A 23499-nucleotide genomic window follows, 5' to 3' on the forward strand; every position below is an offset into this window, starting at 1 on the left:
CGCCACGTCCGGGTCCGACCAGGCGGCGTCCGCCGCGACCGGCGAGGGCATCCGCGTCGACGACGAGGCCGCGCTGCTGTCCGCGGTCTCCGCCTGACCCGCCGCGTGCCACCGTCCCGGCGCGGCCGTCCGCCGCACCCCGACCGTTCCGGCGGCTTCTCCGGAGGGCGCGGCCGTCCGGGCAGCGGGTCGCGCCAGGATGACGCCGCGCCGCGCGGCGGTCGCAGCTCGTCGCCGCGCCACGGCCACGGCCGTCCGGCGCGCGACACGGCACGGCAGCCGAGCCGCGCCGGCCACCGCCCGACGCGCGTCGAGCTCACGTACCTGCCCGGCCTGGGCGACGTCCTGGCCGACGAGGTGCGCGAGGTCCTCGAGGTCGCGCCCCGACCCGTCGCGGGACGTGACGACGCGCTCGTCGTCGACCTGCCGACCGACCGGCTCGCCCAGGTGCGCCGTCTGCGCACGGCCGTCGCGGCGTTCGTCGTGCTGCACCACGACGTCCCGCGTCCGCGCTCGCTGCTGTCCGGCGAGCACCTGACGCGGATCGTCGAGGCCGCGTACGCCTCCTTGCGGGTGGCGGGGTCCTCGACGTTCCGGTTCGAGGCCGCCGGCGCGGACTCGCCCACCTTCCTGCGGCTCGGCGACGAGCTCGCGCGCGCCACGGGTCTCAAGCACGATGCGGCCGACGGCGAGCTCGTCGTGAAGGTCCGGCGCGGTGCGCGTCGCGCCGACGACGCCGACCCGGGGTGGGACGTGCTCGTGCGGATCGGGCCGCGGCCGTTGTCGGCCCGCACGTGGCGCGTCACGGACTTCCCGGGCGCCGCGAACGCGACGATCGCCGCCGCGATGGTGCGCCTCGCGGGCGTGCGCGACGACGAGCGCGTGCTCAACCTCATGTCCGGCTCGGGGACGCTGCTGATCGAGCGGCTGCTCGCCGGTCCCGCGGCCGCGGCGGTCGGGATCGACCTGTCCGACGAGGCCCTGGCCGCCTCGCGCGACAACCTCGAGGCCGCGGGCCTGACCCGGCGCGCGTCGCTCGTGCAGGCCGACGCACTCGCGCCCTCGTCGTGGTCGACGGGTCCGGCGACCGACGTCCGACCGGCCGACCTGGTGCTCGCCGACCCGCCGTGGGGCACGCTGCACGGCTCGCACGCCTCCGCTGCGCAGGTCCACGCGGGGCTGCTGCGCGCCGCGCACGAGGTCGCGGCTCCCGGCGCGCGCCTCGTCGTGCTCACGCACGAGGTCAAGGTGATGGAGGCGGCCGTGCGCGACGCGGCGACGCTGTGGACCCCTCGCCCGGCCGTGCGCGTGTTCGCCAAGGGCCACCACCCGCGGATCTGGGTCCTCGACAAGGTCTCCTGACCGCCGGCCGCGACCGCCGGCCGCGCCCCGTGCGGTCAGTCGGTCGCGGGGAGGCCGAGGTACGGGCCCAGCACACGCCGCAGCGGCGCGAGCGCGGCCGCGCGGTCGTCGATGCCCACCTCGGGGTGCTGGGCACCGCGCAGCTGCGACGTCGCACTGAGCAGCATGGCGTCGACGAGGTCCGCGACCGCGTCCGGGGCCGGGTCCCCGAGCTCGCGCAGCGCCTCCCGCAGGGGCTCCTGCAGCGCGGTGTGGAACTCCTGCATCGGCCCGTGCAGGATCGCCGGGTCGACCACGGAGCCCAGCGCGCGGGCGACCCGCTGCTCCGAGCCGGAGAAGAACGCGACGTTGCTCTCGACGTACGCCCACACCTTCTCGGCCGGCGTCGGAGCCTGCGCGATGGCCGTCCGGATGCGGTCGGCCCAGCCGGGGAACACGTCCGCGACGACCGCGGCCATCAGGTCGTCACGCGACCGCGCGTACTCGTAGACGCTGGACCGCGCGAGACCGGCGCGCTTGCCCACCTCGGCGAGAGAGGGTGCCTGGCCGGTCTCGGCGAGCAGGTCGCGCGCGGCGTCCAGGACGGCGCGGCGCTGCAGAGCGCGGTGCTCGGCGACGGTCGCAGCGTTGATCCGCGGCAACGGGACCTCCTGTCAGGCGGTGTGGGGCAGCAGCTGTCCGTCCATCATCTCCAGAACGCGGTCGCAGTGGTGCAGCACGTCGTGATCGTGCGTGACCATGACGGTCGCGACGCCGTGCTGGTGCGCCTCGCGGGCCAGCAGCGCGACGACCTCCTGGCTGCGAGCACGGTCGAGCGCGGCGGTCGGCTCGTCGACGAGCAGCAGGCGCGGGCGGGTCATGAGCGCGCGGGCGATGCCGACGCGCTGACGCTCACCTCCGGAGAGCTGGTGCGGGCGGCGCTTGGCGCGCTCCGCCATGCCGACCTCCTCGAGCAGCTCCATCGGGTCGCGCGGGTCCGCGACCTTCCCGAACTGCAGCGGCAGGCGGAGCTGGTCGACGGCCGTCAGGGCGGGGACGAGGTTCCCGCTCTGGAACACGAAGCCGATCTCGGTGCGGCGGATCGCCGCGAGCTGGCGACGGGACGCGGCGACCAGGTCGGCCGCGCCGACGCGCACCTGACCCGAGTCCGGGCGGGTCAGGCCGCCGGCCACGGCGAGCAGGCTCGACTTGCCGGCACCCGACGGCCCGACGACCGCCAGGAGCTCGCCGGGCTCGACGGTCAGCGAGACGTCGTCGAGCGCTGTCACGACGCTGTCGCCGTCGCCGTGGGTGAGGGTCACACCGACCATGACGAGGCCCGTGGTCGTGGTCACCGGGTGGGCGGTCATCGGTTGCCTCCGAGTGCGGTCAGGGGGTCGACGCGGGTGATGCGGGTGACGGCCGACGCGGCGCCGACCATGCCGAGCACGACGAGCAGGGCGCTCGCGCCCACGATCGGCGAGGCCTCGAGGGCGAACGGCATGTCCGTCCCGGAGATGCTCGCGCCGAGCAGGAGCCCGATGCCCACGCCGATCGCGGTCGAGACGACCAGCAGGATCGCCGACTGGGTGAGGCTGTCGCGCAGCAGGTAGCGCGTGCTGGCGCCCATGGCCCGCAGGACCGCGATCTCGTGCTTGCGCTGGATCGTCACGACAGTGAAGAACGCGCCGACGACGAGCGCGGAGATCGCGTAGAGGAAGACCTGGATGAGCTGCAGCGTGGACGTCTCGGCGGTGAAGCCGGGCGACGCGCCGAACGACTGCGTGAGCGTCAGGGACGTGGTCCCCGCCTCGGCGTCGACCGCCGCGAGGTCGGGCGACGCACCGTCGGCGGCGAGCACCGCGATCGCGCTGACCTCCTGGTACGCGTGCTCGGGCACGTTCTCCCCCGGACGGACCCCGGCGCGGACCTCCTGCCACGTGCGCAGGTCGACGTAGCCGACGTCGACGTGGCCGAACGTGTGCTGGCCGTCGATGAAGCCGACGACCTCGAGCTCGGTGCCGACCTGGTCGATGGTGACGACGTCACCCACGGCCACGCCCTCGTCGCGCAGCGTGCCCGGCAGGACGATCTGACCCTCGTCGGCCAGCGCGGTGCCGGTGGCGACCTGCGGCGCCAGCCACGAGTCGCGCTCGACGCCGAACAGCGCCAGGTCGAGGTCGAGACCGCCGTCGGTGCGGGTGTTGACGAGCGTCAGGCCGAACGGACCGGCCTCGGCGACGCCGTCGGCCGCGGCCCACGTCTGCGCGGTGTCGACGTCGACGACCGAGCGCGTGAACGCGGCGCTCGTGTCGACGTCGCGCTCGAAGGCGAACGAGGAGACGGGGAGCTTCTGCAGCCCGGAGACGCCGTCGTTGACCAGGCCCACGGACAGTCCGGACAGCAGGACCATCAGCACGCCGATCAGCGCCACGACCGAGCCCATGAGGGCGAACCGACCGCGGGCGAACGAGAGCTCACGCAAGGCGAGGAACACGACTACCCACCCACTCTTGTCGACATCATGTCGGTAAGCGTAGGTCGGTTCCGGCTGTCTTGTCGACACGATGTCGGCAATGTGATCAGGCGGACTCCTCACGCGCCGCGATCCACTCGTCGATCCCGCGCCAGTGCTCGAACAGCCACGCCTCCTGCGAGGACCCGTCGCGCGGCACGTCCTCGGGCAGCAGCGACCACCCCTTCATGACGATGGACTTGTCCATCGGCAGCTCACGCCAGATGTCCCGCACCGTCACGAGCTTGTCGAGCCCCGTGTGCGCGACGAAGACCACGCCCGCCTGCGGTGCCGCGTCCAGCGCCGACAGCAGCCCACCCGCGTGCGGCGCCATGACGTTGACCATCTGCTCCGCCTGCGCGGCGAGCTCGACGCGGCCCGCGCTGCGCAGCGCCTCGATACGGCCCAGCCGCCGGCGCGGGGTCACGTTGCCGCCCTCGGGGAAGATCAGCAGCGCGTCGTCGCCGTCGAGACCCAGCGCCAGGTCGCCGACCGCGTCCGACAGCCGCGGGGCATCCGCGCGGCGCGCGCTGCGCGGGGTGATGAACTGCGACGGCAGCCGGTTGAGCAGCACGTCGATCGCCGGGTCCCACTGCAGGGTGTCCTTCAGGACGATGCGCGGCTCCCGGTCGAACCAGTTCAGCAGCGCGTGGACCAGGATGAACGAGTCGCCCGGCCCGGCGTGCCGGCTCGCGACGACGATCGGCCGGCCCCGCAGCACGTTGCCCAGGTCCGCGTCCTCGACGTCGATCCTCAGCCGCAGCGTCTGCGTGATCTGCCAGAACAGCACGCGCAGCATGAGGCCCGCGAACCGGTAGTGCGCCCGCTGGAACGCGGGCCGCCGCAGATGGAGGCCGAACCCGCTGCCCACCCACAGCGCGAAGCACACGACCAGCACCACCGCGTCCCAGTACAGGTAGAAGACCGCCATCCAGATCGCCCGCAGGACCCGCAGGCGGCCCGGGAGCAGCCACGTGAGGACCGCGCCGACGAAGGCCGCGAGCAGCACGCCGATCGGCAGCACGACGAGCGCGACGAGCAGCAGCGCCGGGGAGAGCACGGCGCGCCGCACCCACCGCGGCGGCAGGCGCCAGCTCACGAGCCCGCCAGGTATGCGCTCGTCGCGGCGTGCGCGGCCTCCATGCGCGCACGCACCGTGTCCATGCGGCGGTACGAGCTGAGCTTCTCGTCGCCCTTCGTCGGACCACCGCTCGGCAGCACGTGCACCGACACCCCCTCGGGAACCTCGTCGATCTCGCGCGCGAACCGGTGCCGCCGCGCGATCTCGAAGCTCACCCGCGCGACGTCCGACGGCCTGTCCGGCGCCACGAGCGCCTCCTCGATGCGTCCCACCTGCAGCACGTACACCGTCGTCGCGCCGCGTCGCCACGCCTCACCGAGCGGGATCGAGTTCACGAGCCCGCCGTCGACGAAGTGCTCGTCTCCGATCTCCGTGGGCGGCAGGACCCCCGGGACGGACGCCGAGGCCATCACCGCGGGCACCACCGGACCGGTGTCGAACCACCGTTCCGCCGCCCGCTCGATGCACGCCGCCGCGACCGCGAGCGGCACCGTCAGGTCCTCGAAGCGCGTCTCCGCACCGACGATCCCCTCGAGGAGCTCGCGCAGCGGCGTCGGGTCGTTGAGGTGGGTGCGCGACTTGGCGAGCCGCGCGAGCTGCTTGGGCCACGAGTCGCCGTAGACCGCGGACGCGGCCGGCGACGCCCACGCCTGCGCGAGCCGCTCGACGACGTCCGGCGTCGGGTCCGCCGCGACCGCCGACCCGTTGATCGCCCCGATCGACGTCCCGACGACGAGGTCCGGCCGGATCCCCGCGTCGAACAGCGCACGCAGCATCCCGACCTGCACGGCCCCGCGGACCCCGCCACCACCGAGCACGAACCCGACGCTCACGCCCCGATCGTGGCAGATCCCCCCGACCCGGGCTATCGCTCATGTCCCCCGCCCAGCGCAGTACCGGGTCGTCGAGAGAGGACTCGACCCCGCGGACACTCGGGCCACGTATCAGGTTGGCCGGAGCAGGTGCTGGGTCGTGGCGCGGGGTCGGCGGGGAGGGGGTGGATCGTGTTCACTACGTTCGTGACTGGGTCGACTCGCCGCCTGCCGCGTGTCCGTGCGTCCGAGCTCGTCGGGCGCGGGTGGTTGAACACCGGAGGCCGCGACATCAGCCTCGCGGACCTGCGCGGCAAGGTCGTCGTGCTGGACTTCTGGACGTTCTGCTGCATCAACTGCCTGCACGTGCTCGACGAGCTGCGTGAGGTGGAGGCGGAGTTCTCCGACGTGCTCGTCGTGATCGGCGTGCACTCCCCGAAGTTCGTGCACGAGGCCGACCCGGTCGCTCTCGCGGCGGCGGTCGAGCGCTACGAGGTGCACCACCCGGTGCTGGACGACCCGCAGCTGCAGACGTGGCAGGCGTACGCCGCGCGGGCCTGGCCGACGCTCGTCGTGATCGACCCCGAGGGGTACGTCGTCGCGCAGATGGCCGGCGAGGGGCACCGGCACAACCTCGAGATCCTGGTGCGCGAGCTCGTCGCGGAGCACGACGCGAAGGGGACGCTGCACCGCGGCTCGGGCCCGTACGTGCCACCGCCCGCCACGCCCGGGACGCTGCGGTTCCCGGCCAAGGCGGTCGCTCTGCCGAACGGGAACCTGCTGGTCGCGGACGCGGGCCACCACTCGCTCGCCGAGCTCGCGCCCGACGGCGAGACGCTGGTCCGCCGGATCGGCTCGGGAGAGCGCGGGTTCGTCGACGGCGGACCCGACGAGGCGCGGTTCAGCGAGCCGAACGGCCTGTGCCTGGTGCCCGACGAGCTGCGGCCGTGGCTCGAGTACGACGTGCTGGTCGCGGACACGGTGAACCACGCGCTGCGCGGCGTACGTCTCGACGACGGCACGGTGACCACGGTCGCCGGGACCGGAGAGCAGCTCATGGTCGGGGCGTCGGACAACGTGTCCGCGGCGTTCGGCGGCGGAACGGGGCTGGGCTTCGCCGGGCCCGCGCAGGCGGTGCGGCTCTCGTCGCCGTGGGACGTCGCGTGGTCGCAGGAGTGGGGCGCGTTCGTCGTCGCGATGGCCGGCAACCACACCCTGTGGGCGTTCGACGACAAGGAGGGCTCGATCGCGCACGTGGGCGGGACCATGAACGAGGGCCTGGTCGACGGGCCGCTGGCCGAGGCGTGGTTCGCGCAGCCGTCGGGGCTGGCCGTCGGGCCGGACGGGCGGATCTGGCTCGCGGACTCCGAGACGTCCGCGCTGCGCGTGGTGACGCCGGTGCACGCGACCATCGGCGACGGGACGGTGCGCACGGTCGTCGGCGAGGGCCTGTTCGACTTCGGGCACCGCGACGGCCCGGCCGACGAGGCGCGGCTGCAGCACCCGCTCGGCGTCGCGGTCCTGCCCGACGGCTCGGTCGCCGTCGCGGACACGTACAACGGCGCGGTCCGTCGGTACGTGCCGCCCGCCGACGAGTCCGGCGCGGGCATGGCGGGCGAGCGCGTGTCCGGGGCCGGTGTCGGGTCCGGCGCCGGCGAGGTCACGACGATCGCGACCGGTCTGGCCGAGCCGAGCGGGCTCGTCGTGCTCGGCTCCGGACGGGACGCGACGCTGCTCGTCGTCGAGTCCGCGGCCCACCGGATCACGCGCATCCCGCTCGCGGACCTGGCCGCCGAGGCCGTCGACGGCGGCGTGCACCGCACGCAGCGGCCGGTGACGGACCTCGCCGAGCGCGTGCGGCTCGACGTGGTGTTCACGCCCGCGACGGGTCAGAAGTACGACGACCGGTTCGGGCCGTCGACGCGCCTGCAGGTCTCGTCGACCCCGCCCGGGCTGCTGCTCGCGGGTGCGGGCGACGACGTCCCGTTCGAGCGCGAGCTCGTGCTCGACCCGACCGTCGGCGAGGGCGTCCTGCACGTCACCGCCCACGCCGCGTCGTGCGACGACGACCCCGCGGTCGAGTACCCCGCGTGCCACCTGAACGCGCAGGACTGGGGCGTGCCGGTGCGCGTCACCGCGGACGGCGAGACCACCCTGACGCTCCCGTTGCACGGATAGCGACCACGCTCACCCCGCGGGGCGTGCACCGGGTGGGCTTCCGCTCGCTCAGCGAGCGCAGGTCCACCCGATCCGCAGCCCGGGCGCGGCGCACCGCGACGGCGGTGCGGGCGGCCGGCCGTGGTGGGGTCAGGAGGCGCCCTCGACCGCGACCGCGGCCAGTGCGTGCAGCGCGGTGGTCACCGCGGGGCCGGCCGCCGCGTGCGGCGACGCACCGATCTCGACGAGCCACACGCCGTGCGTCACCTGCGTGACGATCTGCTCGTGGTCCACGTCCGCGGGGCTGCCGCCGCGCGCGACCGCGGACGCGGTGCCGTCGCGCTGCATGAGCACCGCCCACGCCGACCCGCCGAGCGTCTCGGTGGTGGCCGCGGCCATCGCGCACAGCCGCGGCACGACGCCGGACTGCGCCGCCGTGATCGCCGCGGCACCCGCGACGACCACGCGCTCGGCGGTGACCGCCGGATCGGCGATCGGCACCGCGGACTGACGGGCGCGTGCGCGGGCGCGCTTCACGCGGTACTGCGCGATGTCCGCGCGGCGGAACAGGTGCCGCGCGGAGATCTCGCCCGTGATCGCGGTCGAGGCCAGGCCGTAGGAGATCGCGGCGCCGTGCGGCAACGGCGACTCGAGCGTCGTCGAGAGCATGACCTCCGCGACCTCGGCCCGGTGCTGGCCGACGGTCACGAGGCAGAACTCGTCGCCACCCAGACGCGCCGCGGTGCTGCCCGGCAGCCGCTCGACCGCGCGGCGCAGGACGTCCGCGACGCTGCGCAGCAGGTCGTCGCCCACGTCGTGACCCAGCTCGTCGTTGACGCGCTTGAGGCCGTCGACGTCGCACATGACGATGCAGACCTCCTCGCCGGACTCGAGCGCGGCCTCGGCGGCGTTGTCCGCGACGCGGCGGTTCGCGAGGCCCGTCAGCGGGTCGTCGGCGACGAGGTGGCGGATCTGCTCCTCGAGGTCGACGCGCGCGATCGCGCCGGCCGTGAGCGCGGCGATCACCTCGGCGCACGCCTGGTCGTCGAGCGTGAACAGCCCGTCGTCGGGCCCGCGCAGCGCGAACACCGCGCCCCACACGACACCGTTCACGACGATCGGCGCACCGAGCGAGCTCGCCGCACCCACCTCGAGCAGCTGCGCGACCTCGACCGGGTCCCCCGCACCCTCGTCGCCCGGGCGGGTGGGCTGGCCCGTGACGTCCTGCGCGTGCGCGACCCAGCTCTCCCGCTCGCGGATGAGCCGACGCAGGGCGGGGCGGTCGTCGGCGCGGTAGGTCGTGAGCAGGCGCCAGGCGTGCCGCGGGTCCGACGACGGCTCGTGGTGCAGCACGCGCATCGTCTCGTGCTCGATCCGGCAGATCGCCGCGAGCTTGCCCTGCAGCATCTCGGCGGCGAGCGCGGCGGCGGTCTGCACGACCTCGTCGAGCGAGCGTGCGCTCTCCAGCCGGTGCGCCGCGAGCGCGAAACCACGCGCGCCACTGAGCGCCGCAGCGGCCCGTCGGCCTCTGCGAGCTCCGGCCGTCACCCGTGGCGTCACGGGGACATCATCGCCTGCCGAGGCCGCCTGCGGACACCGGCGGCCGAGGAATCACCTGTTCCGCACGAATCACCCGCTCGCGCAGGTCAGCGCGCACGATCGGCGCGGACCGAGCTCAGTTGTGCAGCGCGCCGAGCTCGGCGAACACCGCCTGGTTGAGCCGGAACGCGACGCGCGCCTCCTCGACGGTCGCCGCGAGCTGCGCGTCGTCGAGCCCGAGACCGTCCAGCCGCTCGCGGTAGACGTCCTTGAACGGCTTGAGCTTGTGGATCTGCGGGAAGTCGTAGAAGCCGACGCCCTCGTCCGGCACGCCGTAGTGGCGCTGCACCATGCGCTTGACGACCTGACCGCCCGACAGGTCGCCGAGGTAGCGCGTGTACGCGTGGGCGGCGTAGAGCGACAGGTCCGACGAGCACGCGACGAGCCGCTGGGCGTACTCCTGGGTCGCGGGCAGGAACGTCACCCGCGCCGCCCAGTCGGCGCCGAGCAGGAACGCGAGGTCGCTCTCGATCGCCGGGACGCGCGTGAGCTCGTCGAAGACGAGCCCCTGGTCCGCACCCGCGGCGCGCAGCTGAGCGCCCGCGGCCTCGAGCGCCGTGTAGATCGCGAGCTGCTGGACCGCGAGCGCGGTGTACGCCTCGCGCGAGAGCCGGCCGTTGACGAGGCCGTCGATGAACTCCATGCCTTCGGCCTGGCTGTGCTGCTCGCGCGTGCCCTCGCGCAAGCAGGACGAGAGCGTCGTGGGGGCCGTCGGAACGGAGGTGGTGGTCACAGGCGTCTCTCTCGTCGCGGTCAGCACGTTGGTGACGTGGCGTCAGGAAGATCGTAGGGCATGAGGTTAGGCAAACCTACCCTCCGACCACGATGCGAGCATCGGGCGACGCCCCGCGGCCGGAACCGGATGGCCTCGCGCCGGTCTCCCGGGCCTGGCACGACGAACGCCGCGCAGCTCGTCGGCCGCGCGGCGCTCGTCGTCATCCCTCGGGATCACTCCACCACCGGGATCGCACCACCACCGGGATCACACCACCGGCGGCGGCGTCTCCCGGTGCTCGACGACCGCCGTGTGCGACGTGTTGGACCGCTGGGCGTTGACCACCAGCGCCAGGATCAGCATCAGCGCACCGGCGCCCATGCAGATGTACCCGATCAGCCCCAGGTTGACCCCGTCGATCGCGTCGCTGACCGCGAACGACAGGATGGCGCCGATCACGAGCAGCGCGATACCTCCACCGATACCCATGCTTGCTCCCTCTCGTCGGTCGGCCGTGGTGGCCGGTCTCAGATGAGGGAGTCTTGCCGCGACCGCTCGTGACCGCGCGTCGAACGTCCGTTTCGTCCGGTTCTGGGCGGGCTTGCGGGGGTCGCCCGTCACTCGGACGAGCGACCCCGCGTCAGCCTCGGCTCGGCGCGGCTCCTCAGCCCAGCGTGTCCGGGTACGGCACCGCGTCGTCGCCCGTGCGACCCAGCACGTGCTCGGCGAGGAACGCCTCGACCACCTGGTACCAGACGATCGCGTGCTGCGGCGAGAGCACCCAGTGGTTCTCGTCGGGGAAGTACAGGAACCGGTGCGGCGTGCGGCCCTCGTCGTCCGCGGGGAGCCCCGACTTCGCGAGGAGCTCGTACCAGAGGCGCAGGCCCTCGCCGATCGGCACGCGGTAGTCCTTGTCGCCGTGCACGACGAGCATGGGCGTCACGATCTGCTCGACGAACCGGTGCGGCGAGCTCTCGAGCGCCATCTCGGCGGTCATCTCCCGCTGCCAGTAGAAGGAGGCGTCCGTCGTCGGCCCGAACTGGTCGAGCGCCCACAGGCTCGCGTGCGTCACGATCGCGCGGAACCGGTCCGTGTGCCCCGCGACCCAGTTCGCCATGTAGCCGCCGAACGACCCGCCCATCGCGGCCGTGCGCGACTCGTCGACCGCCTCGTGCTGCTCGGCGACGTCCGTGACCGCCATGAGGTCCGTGTACGGCGCCCTGCCCCACGCGCCCCACCCGGCCTGGACGAACTCCTGCCCGTAGCCGGTGGACAGCGCCGGGTCCGGCAGCAGCACCGCGTACCCGCGCGCGACCAGCAGCCACGGGTTCCAGCGCCACGACCACGCGTTCCACGAGCCCAGCGGACCGCCGTGGATCCACAGCAGCAGCGGCGCCGGGTGAGCGGCGTCCGCGCCGTCGGGCAGCGCGAGCCACGCCCGCACGCGGCGGCCGTCCTCGACGGTCGTCTCGACCTCCTCGAGGCGCCCGGGCAGCTCGGGCGTGGGCGCGGGGGAGCGCAGCGGCACCGCCTGCGTCGGCACGCTCGTCAGGTCCACCCGGACCGGGTGCGCCGGGGCCAGGTACGACGAGCGCAGCGCGTACGCCGTGCGGCCGTCCGGGCTGACCTGCACGTCCGTGAAAGCCGCGTCGTCGCTGGTCACGCGCGTGACCCGGTCCTCGCCGCCGTCGGTCGCGAGGTCGATCCGGAAGATCGGCGCGCGGCCTTCGTCGTCCGCGACGACGAGCAGACCCGAGGAGTCCGGCAGCCACACCGGGCTGCCCGGCCAGCGGTCCCACCCCGGCGCGACGACGCGCGCCTGCCCACCCGCGAGCGGCACGACCGCCAGGCCGGACCGCGGCGCCTCGTGCGGCGTCGAGATGGTCTCGTACCCGTAGACGACCCACGCGCCGTCGGGCGAGACGACCGGCGACCACGCGTCGATCGCGTCGTCCTCGACGAGTGTGCGGCGCTCACCCGTGGCGACGTCGATCGCGACGAGCCGGCTGCGCTGGTCCGCGCGTCCCCGCAGCTGCGTCCAGCCGGTGACGATCGTCGTGCCGTCCGGGGAGATCGCCGCGTGCTGCTCGACGAGCGCGCCACGCGCGTCGGGCGTGCGGTCCGTGAGCTCGAGGCGCGGGTCGTCCTGCCCGGCGAGCAGAGCGGCCGGCTCGTCCGCCCCGTCTGCCTCGGACGTCCCGGCGCTCGCGAGGCCCGCCGCCCGCAGGTCCGCGGTGAACAGGTGCGGGAGGTCCGGGCCGAGGTCGTGGTCCCAGTACCGGACCGGGTAGCCGTCGTGCAGGATCGCCGCGACCTTCTTGTCCTTGCGGTCCTTGCGCAGCTTGTCGTCGCCCTCGGCGTCCGCGGCGCGCGGCAGCACGTCACCCGTCAGCAGCACGGTGTCCGCGTCCGTGGCGGTGGTCACCCCGCCGAGCCCGCCCGTGCGCGCCGCGACCACGCGCGCCTCGGCGCCGTCGCGCGGCAGCAGCCACAGCGCGGCCGGGGCCTCGTCGTCCGGCTCCTTCGCCGCCGGGTCCGGGCGCGCGCTCGTGAACAGCAGGTCGCCGTCGCGCGTGAACACCGCGCCGCCCTCGGACTTCGCCGACCGCGTCAGCCGCCGTGCCGGCTTCTCACCCGCGGGGTCGACCTCCCACAGCGCCGTCAGGTACCTGGTCTTCTTCGTGTCGAGCGTCGACACCGCCACGACGAGCCGCTCGCCGTCCTGGGAGAGCGTGAGCCCACCCACCCGCGGGATGCCGACGTACTCCTCGAGGTCACCGATCTTCACCATCCCCCCGTCCTATCACCCACGTCCCCCAGACCTGCGCGGTTCCGCACGGCACGTGCTCAGCCCTGGGCGGACGGGTCAGTCGTTGAGGGACTTGAGCATCTCGTTGTAGGCGTCGAGCTCGGGGTCCTCGTCGCGGGTGCGGCGGTCGCGCTGGCGCGCGGTGCGGTCGTCGTCGCGGGACCACGCCAGGGCGACGCCGATCGCCAGCGCGAGGGTCGGCAGCTCACCGATGCCCCAGGTGATCGCGCCGCCCGTCTGCTGGTCGGCGATCGCCGACGCGCCCCACGGGCGGCCGAGCAGCCCGAACCAGTCGGCGACGAGCAGCGAGTCGCCCGAGACGAGCGAGACGCCGAAGAACGCATGGAACGCCATGGTCGCGAACAGCGTGAGCAGGCGCTGCGGGTAGCCGAGCCGCCGGGGACCGGGGTCGATGCCGACGAGCGAGTTGACGAACAGGTACCCGACGAGCGTGAAGTGCACGACCATGAACAGGTGGCCCACGCTGCTGCGCAGCGACCACTCGAACAGGCCCGTGTAGTAGAAGAGCAGCATCGAGGCGACGAAGTTGACCGCCGCCACCACGGGGTGCGCGAAGAACTGCCCGAGCCGGCTGTGCACGAGCACCAGGAGCCACTCGCGCGGTCCGCGCGACACGTCGCCCGACAGCGTGGTGGCGCGCACCGGCAGCGCGCGCAGGGCGAGGGTCACGGGCGCGGACAGCGCGACGAACACGGGCACGACCATCGCGAGCACCATGTGCTGGATCATGTGGGCGCTGAACAGGACGTGCCCGTAGGTCGCGGGGCCGCTGTTCGTCGTCCAGAAGAACAGGACCAGCCCGGCCGTCCACGACGCGGTGCGCGCCCACGGCCACGCGTCGCCGCGGCGGCGCAGCCGGCGCACCCAGCGCCAGTACACGACGACGCCCGCGGCCGCGGCGAACGCGAGCAGCAGGTCCCAGCGCCACTCGGTGAACCACCGCACGGCCGTCAGCTCGGGCGGCAGCGGGTGGCCGGTGACGAGGTACGCGGGGGTCGGGTCGGCGGGTGGGGTCTCGGGGACGGGCGGCGAGCTCGACGCGAGCGCGACGGCGACGCCCGAGACCGCGCCCATGACCGCGAGCTCGACGAGCACGAGCCGCCAGAACAGCCGCGTCGCGCCCGCGGGCGTGCCGTGCGAGCCGGGGTCGTCGGCCGTGCGGGCGGCCATCGCCGAGACGGTCCGGCGGCGGTGCCACAGGCCGAGGCCGGCGAGCGTGACGAGCAGGACCACCTTCGCGACGAGCAGCGTGCCGTACCGGGTGTCGAGCCCGGCGAACGAGCCGAGGCGCAGCCACCCGCTCACCAGGCCGGACACCGCGACGGCCGCGACGCACCAGCCCGCGATCACCGAGTAGCGCGCGACCGCGGGAGCCACGTCGCGCCCGAGGGCCCGCACGAGGACCGCGAGCGCGGCGAGCGCGCCGATCCACACCGCGGCACCGACGAGGTGCACGAACAGCGCGGAGGTCGCCAGGTCGTGGCCCGCGGCGCCGGCCGCGTGGCCCAGCTGCGCGAGCTGCCACAGCGCGACGACCCCGAGCACAAGCGTCCACGCGGCGCCGGTCGGGGTGCGCACGACCATCGACAGCGCGGTGACCAGGGCCGCGACGACGACGACGGACCCGAGCGTCCGGCCGAGCGAGATCTGCGTGACGTAGAGCCACAGCTCGTCGCCGAAGCTCGGCGCGGTCACCGAGGTCCCGGCGACGTTCGCGTACGACAGGACGAGCTGCGCGACTGCGGCGAGCGTCCACGCACCCGCGGCCCACGCGGCGACGAGCAGCGAACGCGGGTAGGCGGTGCCGTCCGCGACGGGTCCGGTGCGTGCGGGGCGACGAGCGCCCGACGCGCGTTCCTCACGCCGCGGGAGCACGCACACCGCGAGGACGAGCGAGCCGATCGTGGTCGCCGCCGCGACCTGCACGAACGTCTCCGCGACGGGCAGGCCCCACCGCACGAACGGGCCGGGGTCCAGCACGAGCGCGGGCAGGGCCGCCCCGGAGAACCACACCCCGAGGACGACGGTGAGGACGGCGGCGCCGACGAGCGTCGCGGCCCGCCAGGGGCCGGGACGCCGGGGCTCGGTCGTGGCGGTCATCCGCTCACGCCCCGGGAGACGTCGTCACGTGCAGCACCCGTCCAGCATCCCCCACGGCGCACGGTCGTCCGCCCGGCGAGACACACCCTGTGACCGGGAACACATGCATGGACGCACATTGTTGATGACGTGCGCGTGCTCGGGGCGTGATCGTCGTCCCCGAGGACACCGGCGAAACCGGCGCCGTGACCACCCGCCCGTCCGCCCTACGTCGATCGAGGTCAGATGACGCAGCACGACGCCAGGTCCGAGGACACCGAGCAGCGCGAGCACGGTCAGGCTCCCGCCGCCTCGGCCGACGTCGGCACGACTGCACCGGACCCGGTCCAGGAACCGCAGCCGGACCCCACGCAGGACCCCGTGCAGGGGCCCACGCACCGCGAGATCGTCGCGATCCTCGGTGGCCTCATGATCGGCATGTTCCTGGCCGCGCTCGACCAGACCATCGTCGCGACGTCGATGCGCACCATCGGCGACGACCTGCACGGCCTGTCGCTGCAGGCGTGGGTCACCACGGCCTACCTGCTCACGGCGACGATCTCGACGCCGCTGTACGGCAAGCTCTCCGACGTCTACGGCCGCAAGCCGTTCTACCTCGCGGCCATCAGCATCTTCGTCGTCGGGTCGCTGCTGTCCGGCACCGCGGACTCGATGTACCAGCTCGCGGTGTACCGCGGCGTGCAGGGCCTGGGGGCCGGCGGCCTGATGTCGCTCGCGATCACGATCCTGGGCGACCTGGTCCCACCACGCGAGCGCGCCCGCTACCAGGCGTACTTCCTCGCGGTGTTCGGCACGTCGTCGGTGCTCGGACCGGTGATCGGCGGGTTCTTCTCGGGCGCCGACGAGATCCTCGGGCTCGCCGGGTGGCGCTGGGTGTTCCTCGTCAACGTCCCGCTCGGCATCCTCGGGCTCGCGGTGGTCTCCCGGGTGCTGCACCTGCCGCCCGTGCGGCGCGTCGACCACCGGATCGACTGGCCCGGGGCGCTCGCGCTCGTCGTCGCGCTCGTGCCGCTGCTCGTCGTCGCCGAGCAGGGGCGCTCGTGGGGCTGGACGTCCCCGCGCGCGGTCACCGCCTACGTCGTGGGCGGCGTGGGACTCGTCGCGTTCTGGCTGTGCGAACGGCGGGCCGGCAGCGACGCGATCCTCCCGCTGCGCCTGTTCCGCCTGCGGGTGTTCTCGATCGGGGCCGCGGCCAACGTGGTGATCGGCCTGGCGATGTTCGGCGGGCTCGCGGTCCTGCCGCTGTACCTGCAGATCGTGCGGGGTCAGTCGCCCACCCAGGCCGGGCTGACCCTCATCCCGTTCACCGTCGGGATCATGTCCGGGTCCGTCATCGCGGGCCAGACCACGTCCCGCACGGGCCGGTACAAGATCTTCCCCGTCCTGGGCACGGTCCTGATGATCGTCGGCTGCCTGACGTTCGCGACGCTCGACGTGGACACCCCGTTCGCCTGGATCTTCGCGTTCTCCGTGGTGTTCGGGCTCGGCCTGGGATTCACGATGCAGCCGCTGGTGCTCGCGGTGCAGAACGCGGTCCCCGTGCAGGACATGGGGGTGGCGACGTCCTCGTCGCTGTTCTTCCGGCAGATGGGCGGCACGCTCGGCACCGCGCTGTTCCTGTCGGTGCTGTTCTCCACGGTCGTCGGCAACATCTCGGAGGCGTTCACCCGCGCGGCCGCGACACCGCAGCTGCAGGGCGCGCTCGCGGACCCGGCGGTGCGCGCCGACCCCGCGAACGCGCACGTGATCGAGCTGCTCGAGACCGGCCGGACCGACGGGCTGAGCATCGACGACTCGTCGTTCATCTCGGCGCTCGACCCGCGCCTGGCCCGGCCGATCCTCGAGGGCTTCGCCGCATCGATCGACCTGGTCCTGCTGCTCGCGGGCATCGTGATGATCGCCGGCGTGGTGCTGACGGTGCTGCTCCCCGAGCTGCCGCTGCGCACGGTGTCCGGCATCCAGGGCCGCCTGGCCGACGAGGCTGCCGCGGACCGGGCGGCAGCCGCAGCCTCCACCCGAGACGACGGCGACGAGCCGCCGCAGGCACCCGGACCGCCCGACGACGAGCGCGCGACCGACGACGCAGAACGATTCCGCCAGGGGTCGACGCACGTCACGACGCAGACGACACACAGCCTCGACCGCTAACGTCGCTGCACCGGCCTTCCGGCCGAGCCGTGGGACGACGAGCCATACCGACCACCCGGAGGCACGCGATGACCAGCACCACGACACGAGGCCCCGTCGGGACGACCGCTCCCGACCCGGACACCCAGCCGACGCACGACCACCGCTCCTGCGCGGGCTGTCTCGACCGCCGCCAGCTCCTCACGCGCGCCGGCGGGGTGGGCCTGGCCGTCGCCGGCGCGGCCGTCCTCGCCGCGTGCGGGAGCTCGGCGACCCCCGGCGGCGGCTCGTCCGACGCCGCGAGCAGCGCAGGCGCCGCCTCGTCCGGCGACGGCGCGACGAGCCCGCTCGCCCAGGTCGCCGACGTGCCCGTGGGCGGTGCGCTGCTCGTCGACAGCGGCGGCCAGAAGATCCTCCTGGTCCAGGAGTCGCAGGGCACGATCACCGCGGTCAGTGCGATCTGCACCCACCAGGGCTGTACCGTCGCGCCCGGCGAGGGCGACCTGCGCTGCCCGTGCCACAACTCCGTGTTCGCGCTCGACGGCGCCACGGTGTCCGGGCCCGCCGAGAAGCCCCTCCCGAGCGTGGAGGTCCACGTGAAGGACGGGGCTGTGTTCTCCGGGGCGGCATGACATGACCACCGCACCGCACGCCGCACCGGTCGGCACCACGCGCTCGGTCGCGTGGCTCTGGCGGGTCCTGACCGCCCTCGTCGTCGCGATCTCCGGGGCGGTGCACGTGTACCTCGTCGCCGTGGAGGACTACGGCGGCGGCGACGGCAACTGGCTCGCGACGGCGTTCTGGTTGCAGGGCATCGGCGGGCTCGTGCTCGCGGTGCTCGTGCTCACGTGGCGCTCGCCGCTGCCCCTGCTCGGGGCGGTGGCGTTCGGCCTGAGCACGCTCGTCGGCTTCCTGCTCGCGGTGTACCTGCCCGACGGCCTGTTCGGCGTGCGGTCGCTGTGGGGCGGGTGGCCCGAGATGGTCTCGGCGGTCACCGAGGCGCTCGCGGTGGTCGGTGGTGCGGCGGCGCTCGTGCAGGAGCGGCGGCGGCGCGTCTGACCTCGTCGGCGCGCGTCTCACGTCGCGGGCCGAGCTTGACCGGTTGCTCCCGGATTGCCAGGGTCACCCTGCCCCGCCGCCGACATCCCGGAGCACCCGTGCAGCGTCGCCTGGTTCACGTCGTCCCCCTCGTCGTCGCGGGCTGCGCGCTCGTGGCGGCGTGCTCACCCGGCTCGGACGGTCCGTCGCGCGTGGCGCCGTCCGTGACGACGACCGCGACCGCTGCGGCCGGAGCGCCCGACAGCGGCGAGACGCCCGCTGGTGCGCTCCCGCCGGACGCGGTGGCGCCTGTGCCCGCGCCCGCATCGTGCACCTCCATCACGCTCGTCGAGGGTGCCGCGATCACCAGCGAGGAGCTAGCCGCGTGCCTCGCCGATCACATGCGCTGGGCCCGCAGCGGGCACCAGGAGGTGCGGCTCGCAGGCACCACGACGCGCGTGGACTGGGTGCTCACGGACGAGGGTCTGCACGCGTTGACCGACCGCGAGCCGGGCGGACGCGTCGCCCTCACGCCGACTCGGGGCTGGATCGAGGACGAGTCCGGCTGGGTCGAGGGGGACCCGGCGGGCGACTCCGAGGCCGCGCTCGCGGCGCAGGGCGTGGACATCCTGCGCTCGTCGCTCGACCCGACGTTCCTCGACGCCATGATCCGGCTCGCGCCGGGGTTCACGGTCGACGGTCGCGAGGAGGTCGAGCTCGCGGACGGCACGACGACGTCGCTGTGGGCGATCCGCGCCGACGCTCCGTTCCCGACGTTCGCGGACAGCACCACGACCGAGCTCGTCGTGTGGACCCCCACGCCCGGCCCGACCGCGCGGATCGACGTCACCTCGACCACGCCCGGCGCGGGCGAGGGCACGTCGACCACGTTCTACTCGCAGTGGGGCGAGCTCCCGGACCTCGCCGAGCTCGAGGAGCTCGCCGGCGAGATCGGCTGACTTCAGCCCCAGACGAGACCCTGGGCCGGGTCCGCGAGGACGGCCGCGACGTCGGCGAGCACGCGTGAGCCGAGCTCGCCGTCGACGAGACGGTGGTCGAAGCTCAGCGCGAGCTGCGTGACCGAGCGCACCTTGATCTTGCCCTTGTGCACCCACGGCTGCTCACGGATCGCGCCGAACGCCAGGATCGCCGCCTCGCCCGGGTTGAGGATCGGCGTTCCCGTGTCGATGCCGAACACCCCGACGTTGGTGATGGTGATGGTGCCGTCGGCCATGTCGGTGGGCGACGTGCGGCCCGCACGCGCGGTGGACGTGAGCTCGCCGAGCGCGGCCGCGAGCTCGTGCAGGCCGAGCCGGTGCGCGTCCTTGACATTCGGCACGACGAGCCCGCGCGGCGTGGCCGCCGCGATACCGAGGTTCACGTAGTGCTTGTAGACGATCTCCTGCGCGGCCTCGTCCCAGCTCGCGTTGATCTCCGGGTGGCGACGGACCGCGAGCAGGAGCGCCTTCGCGGCGACGAGCAGCGGCGTGACGCGCACGTCCGCGAACTCCTTGTCGCCGCGCAGCTTCTCGACGAGCTTCATGGTCCGCGTGACGTCGACCGTGTGGAACACCGTGACGTGCGGGGCCGTGAACGCCGAGGTGACCATGGCCTCCGCGGTGCGCTTGCGCACCGACTTCACGGGCACGCGCGTCTGCCGACCGTCGGACGAGACGGTGCCGGACGCGAGCCACGGCTGGTCGTCGCCCGGGTAGGTCGCCAGCGTGCGGGCCTCGGCCTGCGCGGCGTGCGCGAGCACGTCCTCGCGCGTGACGATCCCGCCGGGCCCCGTGGGAGTGAGCGAGTCGAGGTCGACGCCGAGCTCGCGCGCGAGCTTGCGCACGGGCGGCTTGGCCAGCGCGTGCGTGCGGCCCGGCGGTGCCGCCGCGGGGGTGGTCGCACCGGCCTCACCGCGCGGACGCCGCGCCGAACCACCGGCAGCCAGCCCGTACCCGACGAGCACCGACTCGCGCTGCTCCGCCGCGGCGGGCTGCGCGGCGGACCGGACGGCAGGGGCGGCGGCGGTGGAGCCGTCGGCAGCCGGCACAGCGGCCGCCGCGCGCTCGGCGGCCCCGCGCGCCTCGCGTGCGGCCTCGATCTCCTCGGCGCCACCGGGCTCGACCCCGCTGTGCCGCACGGCACCGCCGACGTGCCGGACCGCGCCCGTCGTCGTCGCGGGCTCGTCGGACGCAGCCTCGCCGGACGCAGCCTCGCCGGTCGCACGCTCGTCGGCTGCGGCGTCACCGGACGCGGCGGAACCGGACGCACCCTCGTCGGACCCGACAGGGGCCTCGCCGTCCGGGTCCGTGTCGATCTCGATGATCGGCGTGCCGACGTCGACCGTGGTGCCGGGCTCGACGAGCAGCCGCGTCACGACCCCGGCCCACGGGCACGGCAGGTCGACGAGCGACTTGGCGGTCTCGATCTCCACGATCGTCTGGTTGACCTCGACCGTGTCGCCGACGGCCACGTGCCACTCGACGATCTCGGCCTCGGTGAGGCCCTCACCCGCGTCGGGGAGGGGGAACTGCTGGTACGTGGGCACGTCGTCTCCTGTGAGCGGCCGGGGTCAGAACGCGAGCGCGCGGTCCACGGCGTCGAGCACGCGGTCCAGGCCCGGCAGGTAGTCGTGCTCGATCTTCGCGACCGGGTAGGGCACGTGGAAACCGCCGACGCGCAGCACGGGCGCCTCGAGGTGGAAGAAGCACTCCTCGGTGATGCGGGCCGCGACCTCGGCGCCGGTCCCGTACATGACGGGCGCCTCGTGCACGACGACGCACCGGCCGGTGCGCTGCACGGACGCGGCGACGGTCGCGGTGTCGAGCGGCGACAGGGTGCGCAGGTCGACGACCTCGATGCTCGTGCCCTCGGCCGCGGCCGCCTCGGCGGCCTTGAGCGCGGTGGTGACGGTCGGTCCGTACGCGACGAGCGTGACGTCGGTGCCCGCGCGCACGACCCGCGCGGTGTCCATGCCGGTCGCGGCGTCGCCGTGCGGCGCGGTCGCGGGCGCGTCGAGGTCGACCTCGCCCTTCTCCCAGTACCGGCCCTTGGGCTCGAAGAACAGCACCGGGTCGGGCGACGTGACGGCCTGCTGGATCAGCGCGTACGCCTCGGCGGGGCTCGACGGCGTGACCACCCGCAGGCCCGCGGTGTGCGCGAACAGCACCTCGGGGGACTCACTGTGGTGCTCGACCGCACCGATCCCGCCGCCGTACGGCACGCGGATCACGACGGGCAGGTTCAGGCGCCCGCGCGAGCGGTAGTGCATCTTCGCGAGCTGGGTCGTGATCTGGTCGTACGCGGGGAAGATGAACCCGTCGAACTGGATCTCGAGCACGGGGCGGTAGCCGCGCAGCGCCAGGCCGATCGCGGTGCCGACGATGCCCGACTCGGCGAGCGGGGTGTCGACCACGCGGTCGTCACCGAACTCGGCCTGCAGCCCGTCGGTCACGCGGAACACACCGCCGAGCCGGCCGATGTCCTCGCCCATGAGCAGGACCTTGTCGTCGTCCGCGAGCGCGCGCCGCAGGCCGAGCGTGATGGCCTTGGCGAACGTGAGCTTCTGGACGCCCGTGGGGAACGGCGGGATGTCCGACGAGCGTGCGGGCGCGCCGGTGGTCGCGGCCGACGACGCCGCAGGTGCGTGGGTCGTGGCGGTGGTCGTGGCGTCCGTCGGACCGCTCGTGGTGGTTGTCGGACCGGTCGACGCCGGACGCACGGCGGCGTGCGGTGCCGCGGGGAGGTGGAGGCCGGCGGGGCTGTCGTGCGTCGCGGTGCTCATCGGTGGCTCCCCTCGGAGTGACCCGGCCGGTCCAGGAACGACGACTCGTAGGACTCGAACCATGCGCGCTCGGCCTCGACGCCCGCGTGCGGCGTGGCGTACACGTGCTCGAACATCGACGCGGCCGACGGGTGACCCATCGCGCGGATCGTCGTGCGGATGTGCTCGCCGAGCGCGTCGCCCTCGGCCGCGAGCGACGCGAGGAACTGCGACGGCAGCGCGTCGCGCGACTCGAGGTACGCGCGCAGGCGCTCGATCGGGTCGCGGCGGCGCCAGTACTCCTCCTGCTCGGACGAGCGGTAGCGCGACGGGTCGTCGGACGTGGTGTGCGCGCCCATGCGGTAGGTGAACGCCTCGACGAACGTCGGGCCGCCGCCCGAGCGGGCGCGCTCGAGCGCCTGCGCGGTCACCGCGTAGCTCGCGAGCACGTCGTTGCCGTCGACCCGGACCGCGGGGATGCCGAAGCCCGGCGCACGCGCGGCGATCGGGACGGTGGCCTGACGTGTCGTCGGCTCGGAGATCGCCCACTGGTTGTTCTGGCAGAACAGCACCACGGGCGCCTGGTTGACCGCCGCGAAGACGAGCGCCTCGCTCACGTCGCCCTGCGAGGTCGCACCGTCGCCGAAGTACGTGACGACCGCGGTGTCCTTCTCGGGGTCACCGGTCCCGACGAGCCCGTCGCGCACGACGCCCATCGCGTAACCCGTGGCGTGCAGCGTGTGCGAGCCGATGACCAGCGTGTAGAGGTGGAAGCCGTGCGCGACCGGGTCCCAGCCGCCGTGGTCCACGCCGCGGAACAGCCGCAGCACGTCGGTCAGGTCGACGCCCCGCACGTGCGCGACGCCGTGCTCGCGGTAGCTGGGGAACACGTGGTCCTGCGGGCGCAGCGCGTGCCCGGAGCCGACCTGCGCGGCTTCCTGCCCGAGCGCCTGCGCGAACAGCGCGAGCTCGCCCTGGCGCTGCAGCGCGGTCGCCTCGGTGTCGAACCGCCGCACGAGCACCATGTCGCGGTACATCGCGCGCAGGTCGTCGTCCGTGAGCGCTGCGACGTACGCGTCGTACTCGGGGTGCGCTACCCGCTCGCCCGTGGGCGTGAGGAGCTGCACGAGCCCCTCCTCGGCCAGCGGGCCGCCCTCGAACGCGGGCTGGGCCGACGAAGACTGGGCCGACGAGGGCTGGGAGGTGGAGTAGGCCGCGGCCCGGCCGTCCGTGGTGAGGACGGGGGCCGCGGCCGGCCCGCCGTGGGTGGCGGCGGGCGTCCAGGGCGCAGCGGGCGCCGTCGAGCCGGACGGTGATCCGGTCGGACGGGCCCCGGGTGCTGCGGGGGTGAGGTCGGCGTGGGGGAGGCCGGACGAGCTCACGCGGTGCTCCTTCGCGTGCAGCGGCGGTGGCCGCTCCGGAAC

19 protein-coding genes are annotated in these 23499 nt (G+C 74.1%); 6 read left to right on the forward strand and 13 right to left on the reverse strand.

All coding sequences use genetic code 11. The features are described 5' to 3' along the window. The first annotated feature begins 105 nt into the window (after positions 1-105). Positions 106-1362: a methyltransferase domain-containing protein gene (locus CPE01_RS06445; RefSeq protein WP_146805830.1), complete on the forward strand. Its 1257-nt coding sequence runs from the start codon at positions 106-108 to the stop codon at positions 1360-1362. A gap of 35 nt (positions 1363-1397) precedes the next feature. Here CPE01_RS06445 and CPE01_RS06450 read toward each other — a convergent pair whose 3' ends face one another. The 5 genes from CPE01_RS06450 to CPE01_RS06470 form a co-directional block, all read right to left on the reverse strand. Next, on the reverse strand, positions 1398-2003 hold the full coding sequence (locus tag CPE01_RS06450) for a TetR/AcrR family transcriptional regulator (protein ID WP_146805831.1): 606 nt from the start codon (positions 2001-2003) through the stop codon (positions 1398-1400). A 12-nt stretch (positions 2004-2015) separates the two neighbouring features. Then, complete coding sequence (locus tag CPE01_RS06455) at positions 2016-2711, reverse strand: ABC transporter ATP-binding protein (protein ID WP_146805832.1); 696 nt, start codon at positions 2709-2711, stop codon at positions 2016-2018. After that, a complete protein-coding gene (locus CPE01_RS06460; RefSeq protein ID WP_146805833.1) occupies positions 2708-3838 on the reverse strand; it encodes an ABC transporter permease in 1131 nt (376 codons plus the stop codon). The genes CPE01_RS06455 and CPE01_RS06460 overlap by 4 nt, the downstream gene beginning before the upstream one ends. An 85-nt stretch (positions 3839-3923) precedes the next feature. Next, the gene (locus CPE01_RS06465) at positions 3924-4955 is read right to left on the reverse strand and encodes a 1-acyl-sn-glycerol-3-phosphate acyltransferase (RefSeq protein ID WP_146805834.1); all 1032 of its coding nucleotides are present in this window, start codon (positions 4953-4955) and stop codon (positions 3924-3926) included. Continuing rightward, on the reverse strand, positions 4952-5770 hold the full coding sequence (locus tag CPE01_RS06470; protein ID WP_186811435.1) for a patatin-like phospholipase family protein: 819 nt from the start codon (positions 5768-5770) through the stop codon (positions 4952-4954). The genes CPE01_RS06465 and CPE01_RS06470 overlap by 4 nt, the downstream gene beginning before the upstream one ends. Before the next feature lie 186 nt (positions 5771-5956). Here CPE01_RS06470 and CPE01_RS06475 point away from each other — a divergent pair, with 186 nt between their 5' ends. Next, positions 5957-7927, forward strand: coding sequence for an NHL domain-containing thioredoxin family protein (locus tag CPE01_RS06475; protein WP_146805835.1), 1971 nt, complete (start codon positions 5957-5959; stop codon positions 7925-7927). A 129-nt stretch (positions 7928-8056) separates the two neighbouring features. Here the strand turns inward: CPE01_RS06475 and CPE01_RS06480 are convergent, their stop codons facing one another. The 5 genes from CPE01_RS06480 to CPE01_RS06500 all read right to left on the reverse strand — a co-directional run bounded on the left by CPE01_RS06480 (position 8057) and on the right by CPE01_RS06500 (position 15150). Then, positions 8057-9466 carry a GGDEF domain-containing protein gene (locus tag CPE01_RS06480; RefSeq protein ID WP_186811436.1) on the reverse strand — a complete coding sequence of 470 codons (1410 nt, stop codon included), beginning with the start codon at positions 9464-9466 and terminating at the stop codon, positions 8057-8059. 115 nt (positions 9467-9581) lie between these two features. After that, the gene (locus tag CPE01_RS06485; RefSeq protein WP_146805836.1) at positions 9582-10238 is read right to left on the reverse strand and encodes a biliverdin-producing heme oxygenase; all 657 of its coding nucleotides are present in this window, start codon (positions 10236-10238) and stop codon (positions 9582-9584) included. A 249-nt stretch (positions 10239-10487) separates the two neighbouring features. Beyond that, positions 10488-10709, reverse strand: coding sequence for a DUF6458 family protein (locus CPE01_RS06490; RefSeq protein WP_146805837.1), 222 nt, complete (start codon positions 10707-10709; stop codon positions 10488-10490). Between the two features lie 175 nt (positions 10710-10884). Beyond that, the gene (locus CPE01_RS06495) at positions 10885-13011 is read right to left on the reverse strand and encodes a S9 family peptidase (RefSeq protein ID WP_146805838.1); all 2127 of its coding nucleotides are present in this window, start codon (positions 13009-13011) and stop codon (positions 10885-10887) included. Between the two features lie 75 nt (positions 13012-13086). Beyond that, on the reverse strand, positions 13087-15150 hold the full coding sequence (locus CPE01_RS06500; RefSeq protein WP_146805839.1) for a bifunctional copper resistance protein CopD/cytochrome c oxidase assembly protein: 2064 nt from the start codon (positions 15148-15150) through the stop codon (positions 13087-13089). A 225-nt stretch (positions 15151-15375) separates the two neighbouring features. Here CPE01_RS06500 and CPE01_RS06505 point away from each other — a divergent pair, with 225 nt between their 5' ends. The 4 genes from CPE01_RS06505 to CPE01_RS06520 all read left to right on the forward strand — a co-directional run bounded on the left by CPE01_RS06505 (position 15376) and on the right by CPE01_RS06520 (position 19274). Further along, positions 15376-17298 (forward strand): MDR family MFS transporter, encoded by a 1923-nt coding sequence (locus CPE01_RS06505; protein WP_146805840.1) that lies wholly within the window; start codon positions 15376-15378, stop codon positions 17296-17298. A gap of 68 nt (positions 17299-17366) precedes the next feature. Then, the gene (locus tag CPE01_RS06510) at positions 17367-17909 is read left to right on the forward strand and encodes a QcrA and Rieske domain-containing protein (RefSeq protein WP_146805841.1); all 543 of its coding nucleotides are present in this window, start codon (positions 17367-17369) and stop codon (positions 17907-17909) included. A gap of 1 nt (position 17910) precedes the next feature. After that, complete coding sequence (locus CPE01_RS06515; RefSeq protein WP_146805842.1) at positions 17911-18336, forward strand: hypothetical protein; 426 nt, start codon at positions 17911-17913, stop codon at positions 18334-18336. Positions 18337-18434: 98 nt separating this feature from the next. Then, positions 18435-19274: a hypothetical protein gene (locus CPE01_RS06520; RefSeq protein WP_146805843.1), complete on the forward strand. Its 840-nt coding sequence runs from the start codon at positions 18435-18437 to the stop codon at positions 19272-19274. 2 nt (positions 19275-19276) lie between these two features. Here the strand turns inward: CPE01_RS06520 and CPE01_RS06525 are convergent, their stop codons facing one another. From CPE01_RS06525 to pdhA, 3 genes are read right to left on the reverse strand one after another with little or no spacing between them, the layout of a single operon-like run. Continuing rightward, positions 19277-20860 carry a dihydrolipoamide acetyltransferase family protein gene (locus CPE01_RS06525; protein ID WP_146805844.1) on the reverse strand — a complete coding sequence of 528 codons (1584 nt, stop codon included), beginning with the start codon at positions 20858-20860 and terminating at the stop codon, positions 19277-19279. A 24-nt stretch (positions 20861-20884) separates the two neighbouring features. Next, positions 20885-22096 carry an alpha-ketoacid dehydrogenase subunit beta gene (locus CPE01_RS06530; protein WP_246783780.1) on the reverse strand — a complete coding sequence of 404 codons (1212 nt, stop codon included), beginning with the start codon at positions 22094-22096 and terminating at the stop codon, positions 20885-20887. Next, positions 22093-23220 (reverse strand): pyruvate dehydrogenase (acetyl-transferring) E1 component subunit alpha, encoded by a 1128-nt coding sequence (pdhA, locus tag CPE01_RS06535; protein ID WP_146805957.1) that lies wholly within the window; start codon positions 23218-23220, stop codon positions 22093-22095. Before pdhA ends, CPE01_RS06530 begins: the two co-directional genes overlap by 4 nt. Positions 23221-23499: the final 279 nt, after the last annotated feature.

It is taken from the genome of Cellulomonas persica, from assembly GCF_007989825.1.
GTDB lineage: Bacteria > Actinomycetota > Actinomycetes > Actinomycetales > Cellulomonadaceae > Cellulomonas > Cellulomonas persica.

Coding starts and splice junctions, on each gene's coding strand:
- CPE01_RS06455 (WP_146805832.1), bottom strand. CDS start 2,711: ATGACCGCCCACCCGGTGACCACGACCACGGGCCTCGTCATGGTCGGT.
- CPE01_RS06490 (WP_146805837.1), bottom strand. CDS start 10,709: ATGGGTATCGGTGGAGGTATCGCGCTGCTCGTGATCGGCGCCATCCTG.
- CPE01_RS06495 (WP_146805838.1), bottom strand. CDS start 13,011: ATGGTGAAGATCGGTGACCTCGAGGAGTACGTCGGCATCCCGCGGGTG.
- CPE01_RS06500 (WP_146805839.1), bottom strand. CDS start 15,150: ATGACCGCCACGACCGAGCCCCGGCGTCCCGGCCCCTGGCGGGCCGCG.
- CPE01_RS06505 (WP_146805840.1), top strand. CDS start 15,376: ATGACGCAGCACGACGCCAGGTCCGAGGACACCGAGCAGCGCGAGCAC.
- CPE01_RS06510 (WP_146805841.1), top strand. CDS start 17,367: ATGACCAGCACCACGACACGAGGCCCCGTCGGGACGACCGCTCCCGAC.
- CPE01_RS06515 (WP_146805842.1), top strand. CDS start 17,911: ATGACCACCGCACCGCACGCCGCACCGGTCGGCACCACGCGCTCGGTC.
- CPE01_RS06530 (WP_246783780.1), bottom strand. CDS start 22,096: ATGAGCACCGCGACGCACGACAGCCCCGCCGGCCTCCACCTCCCCGCG.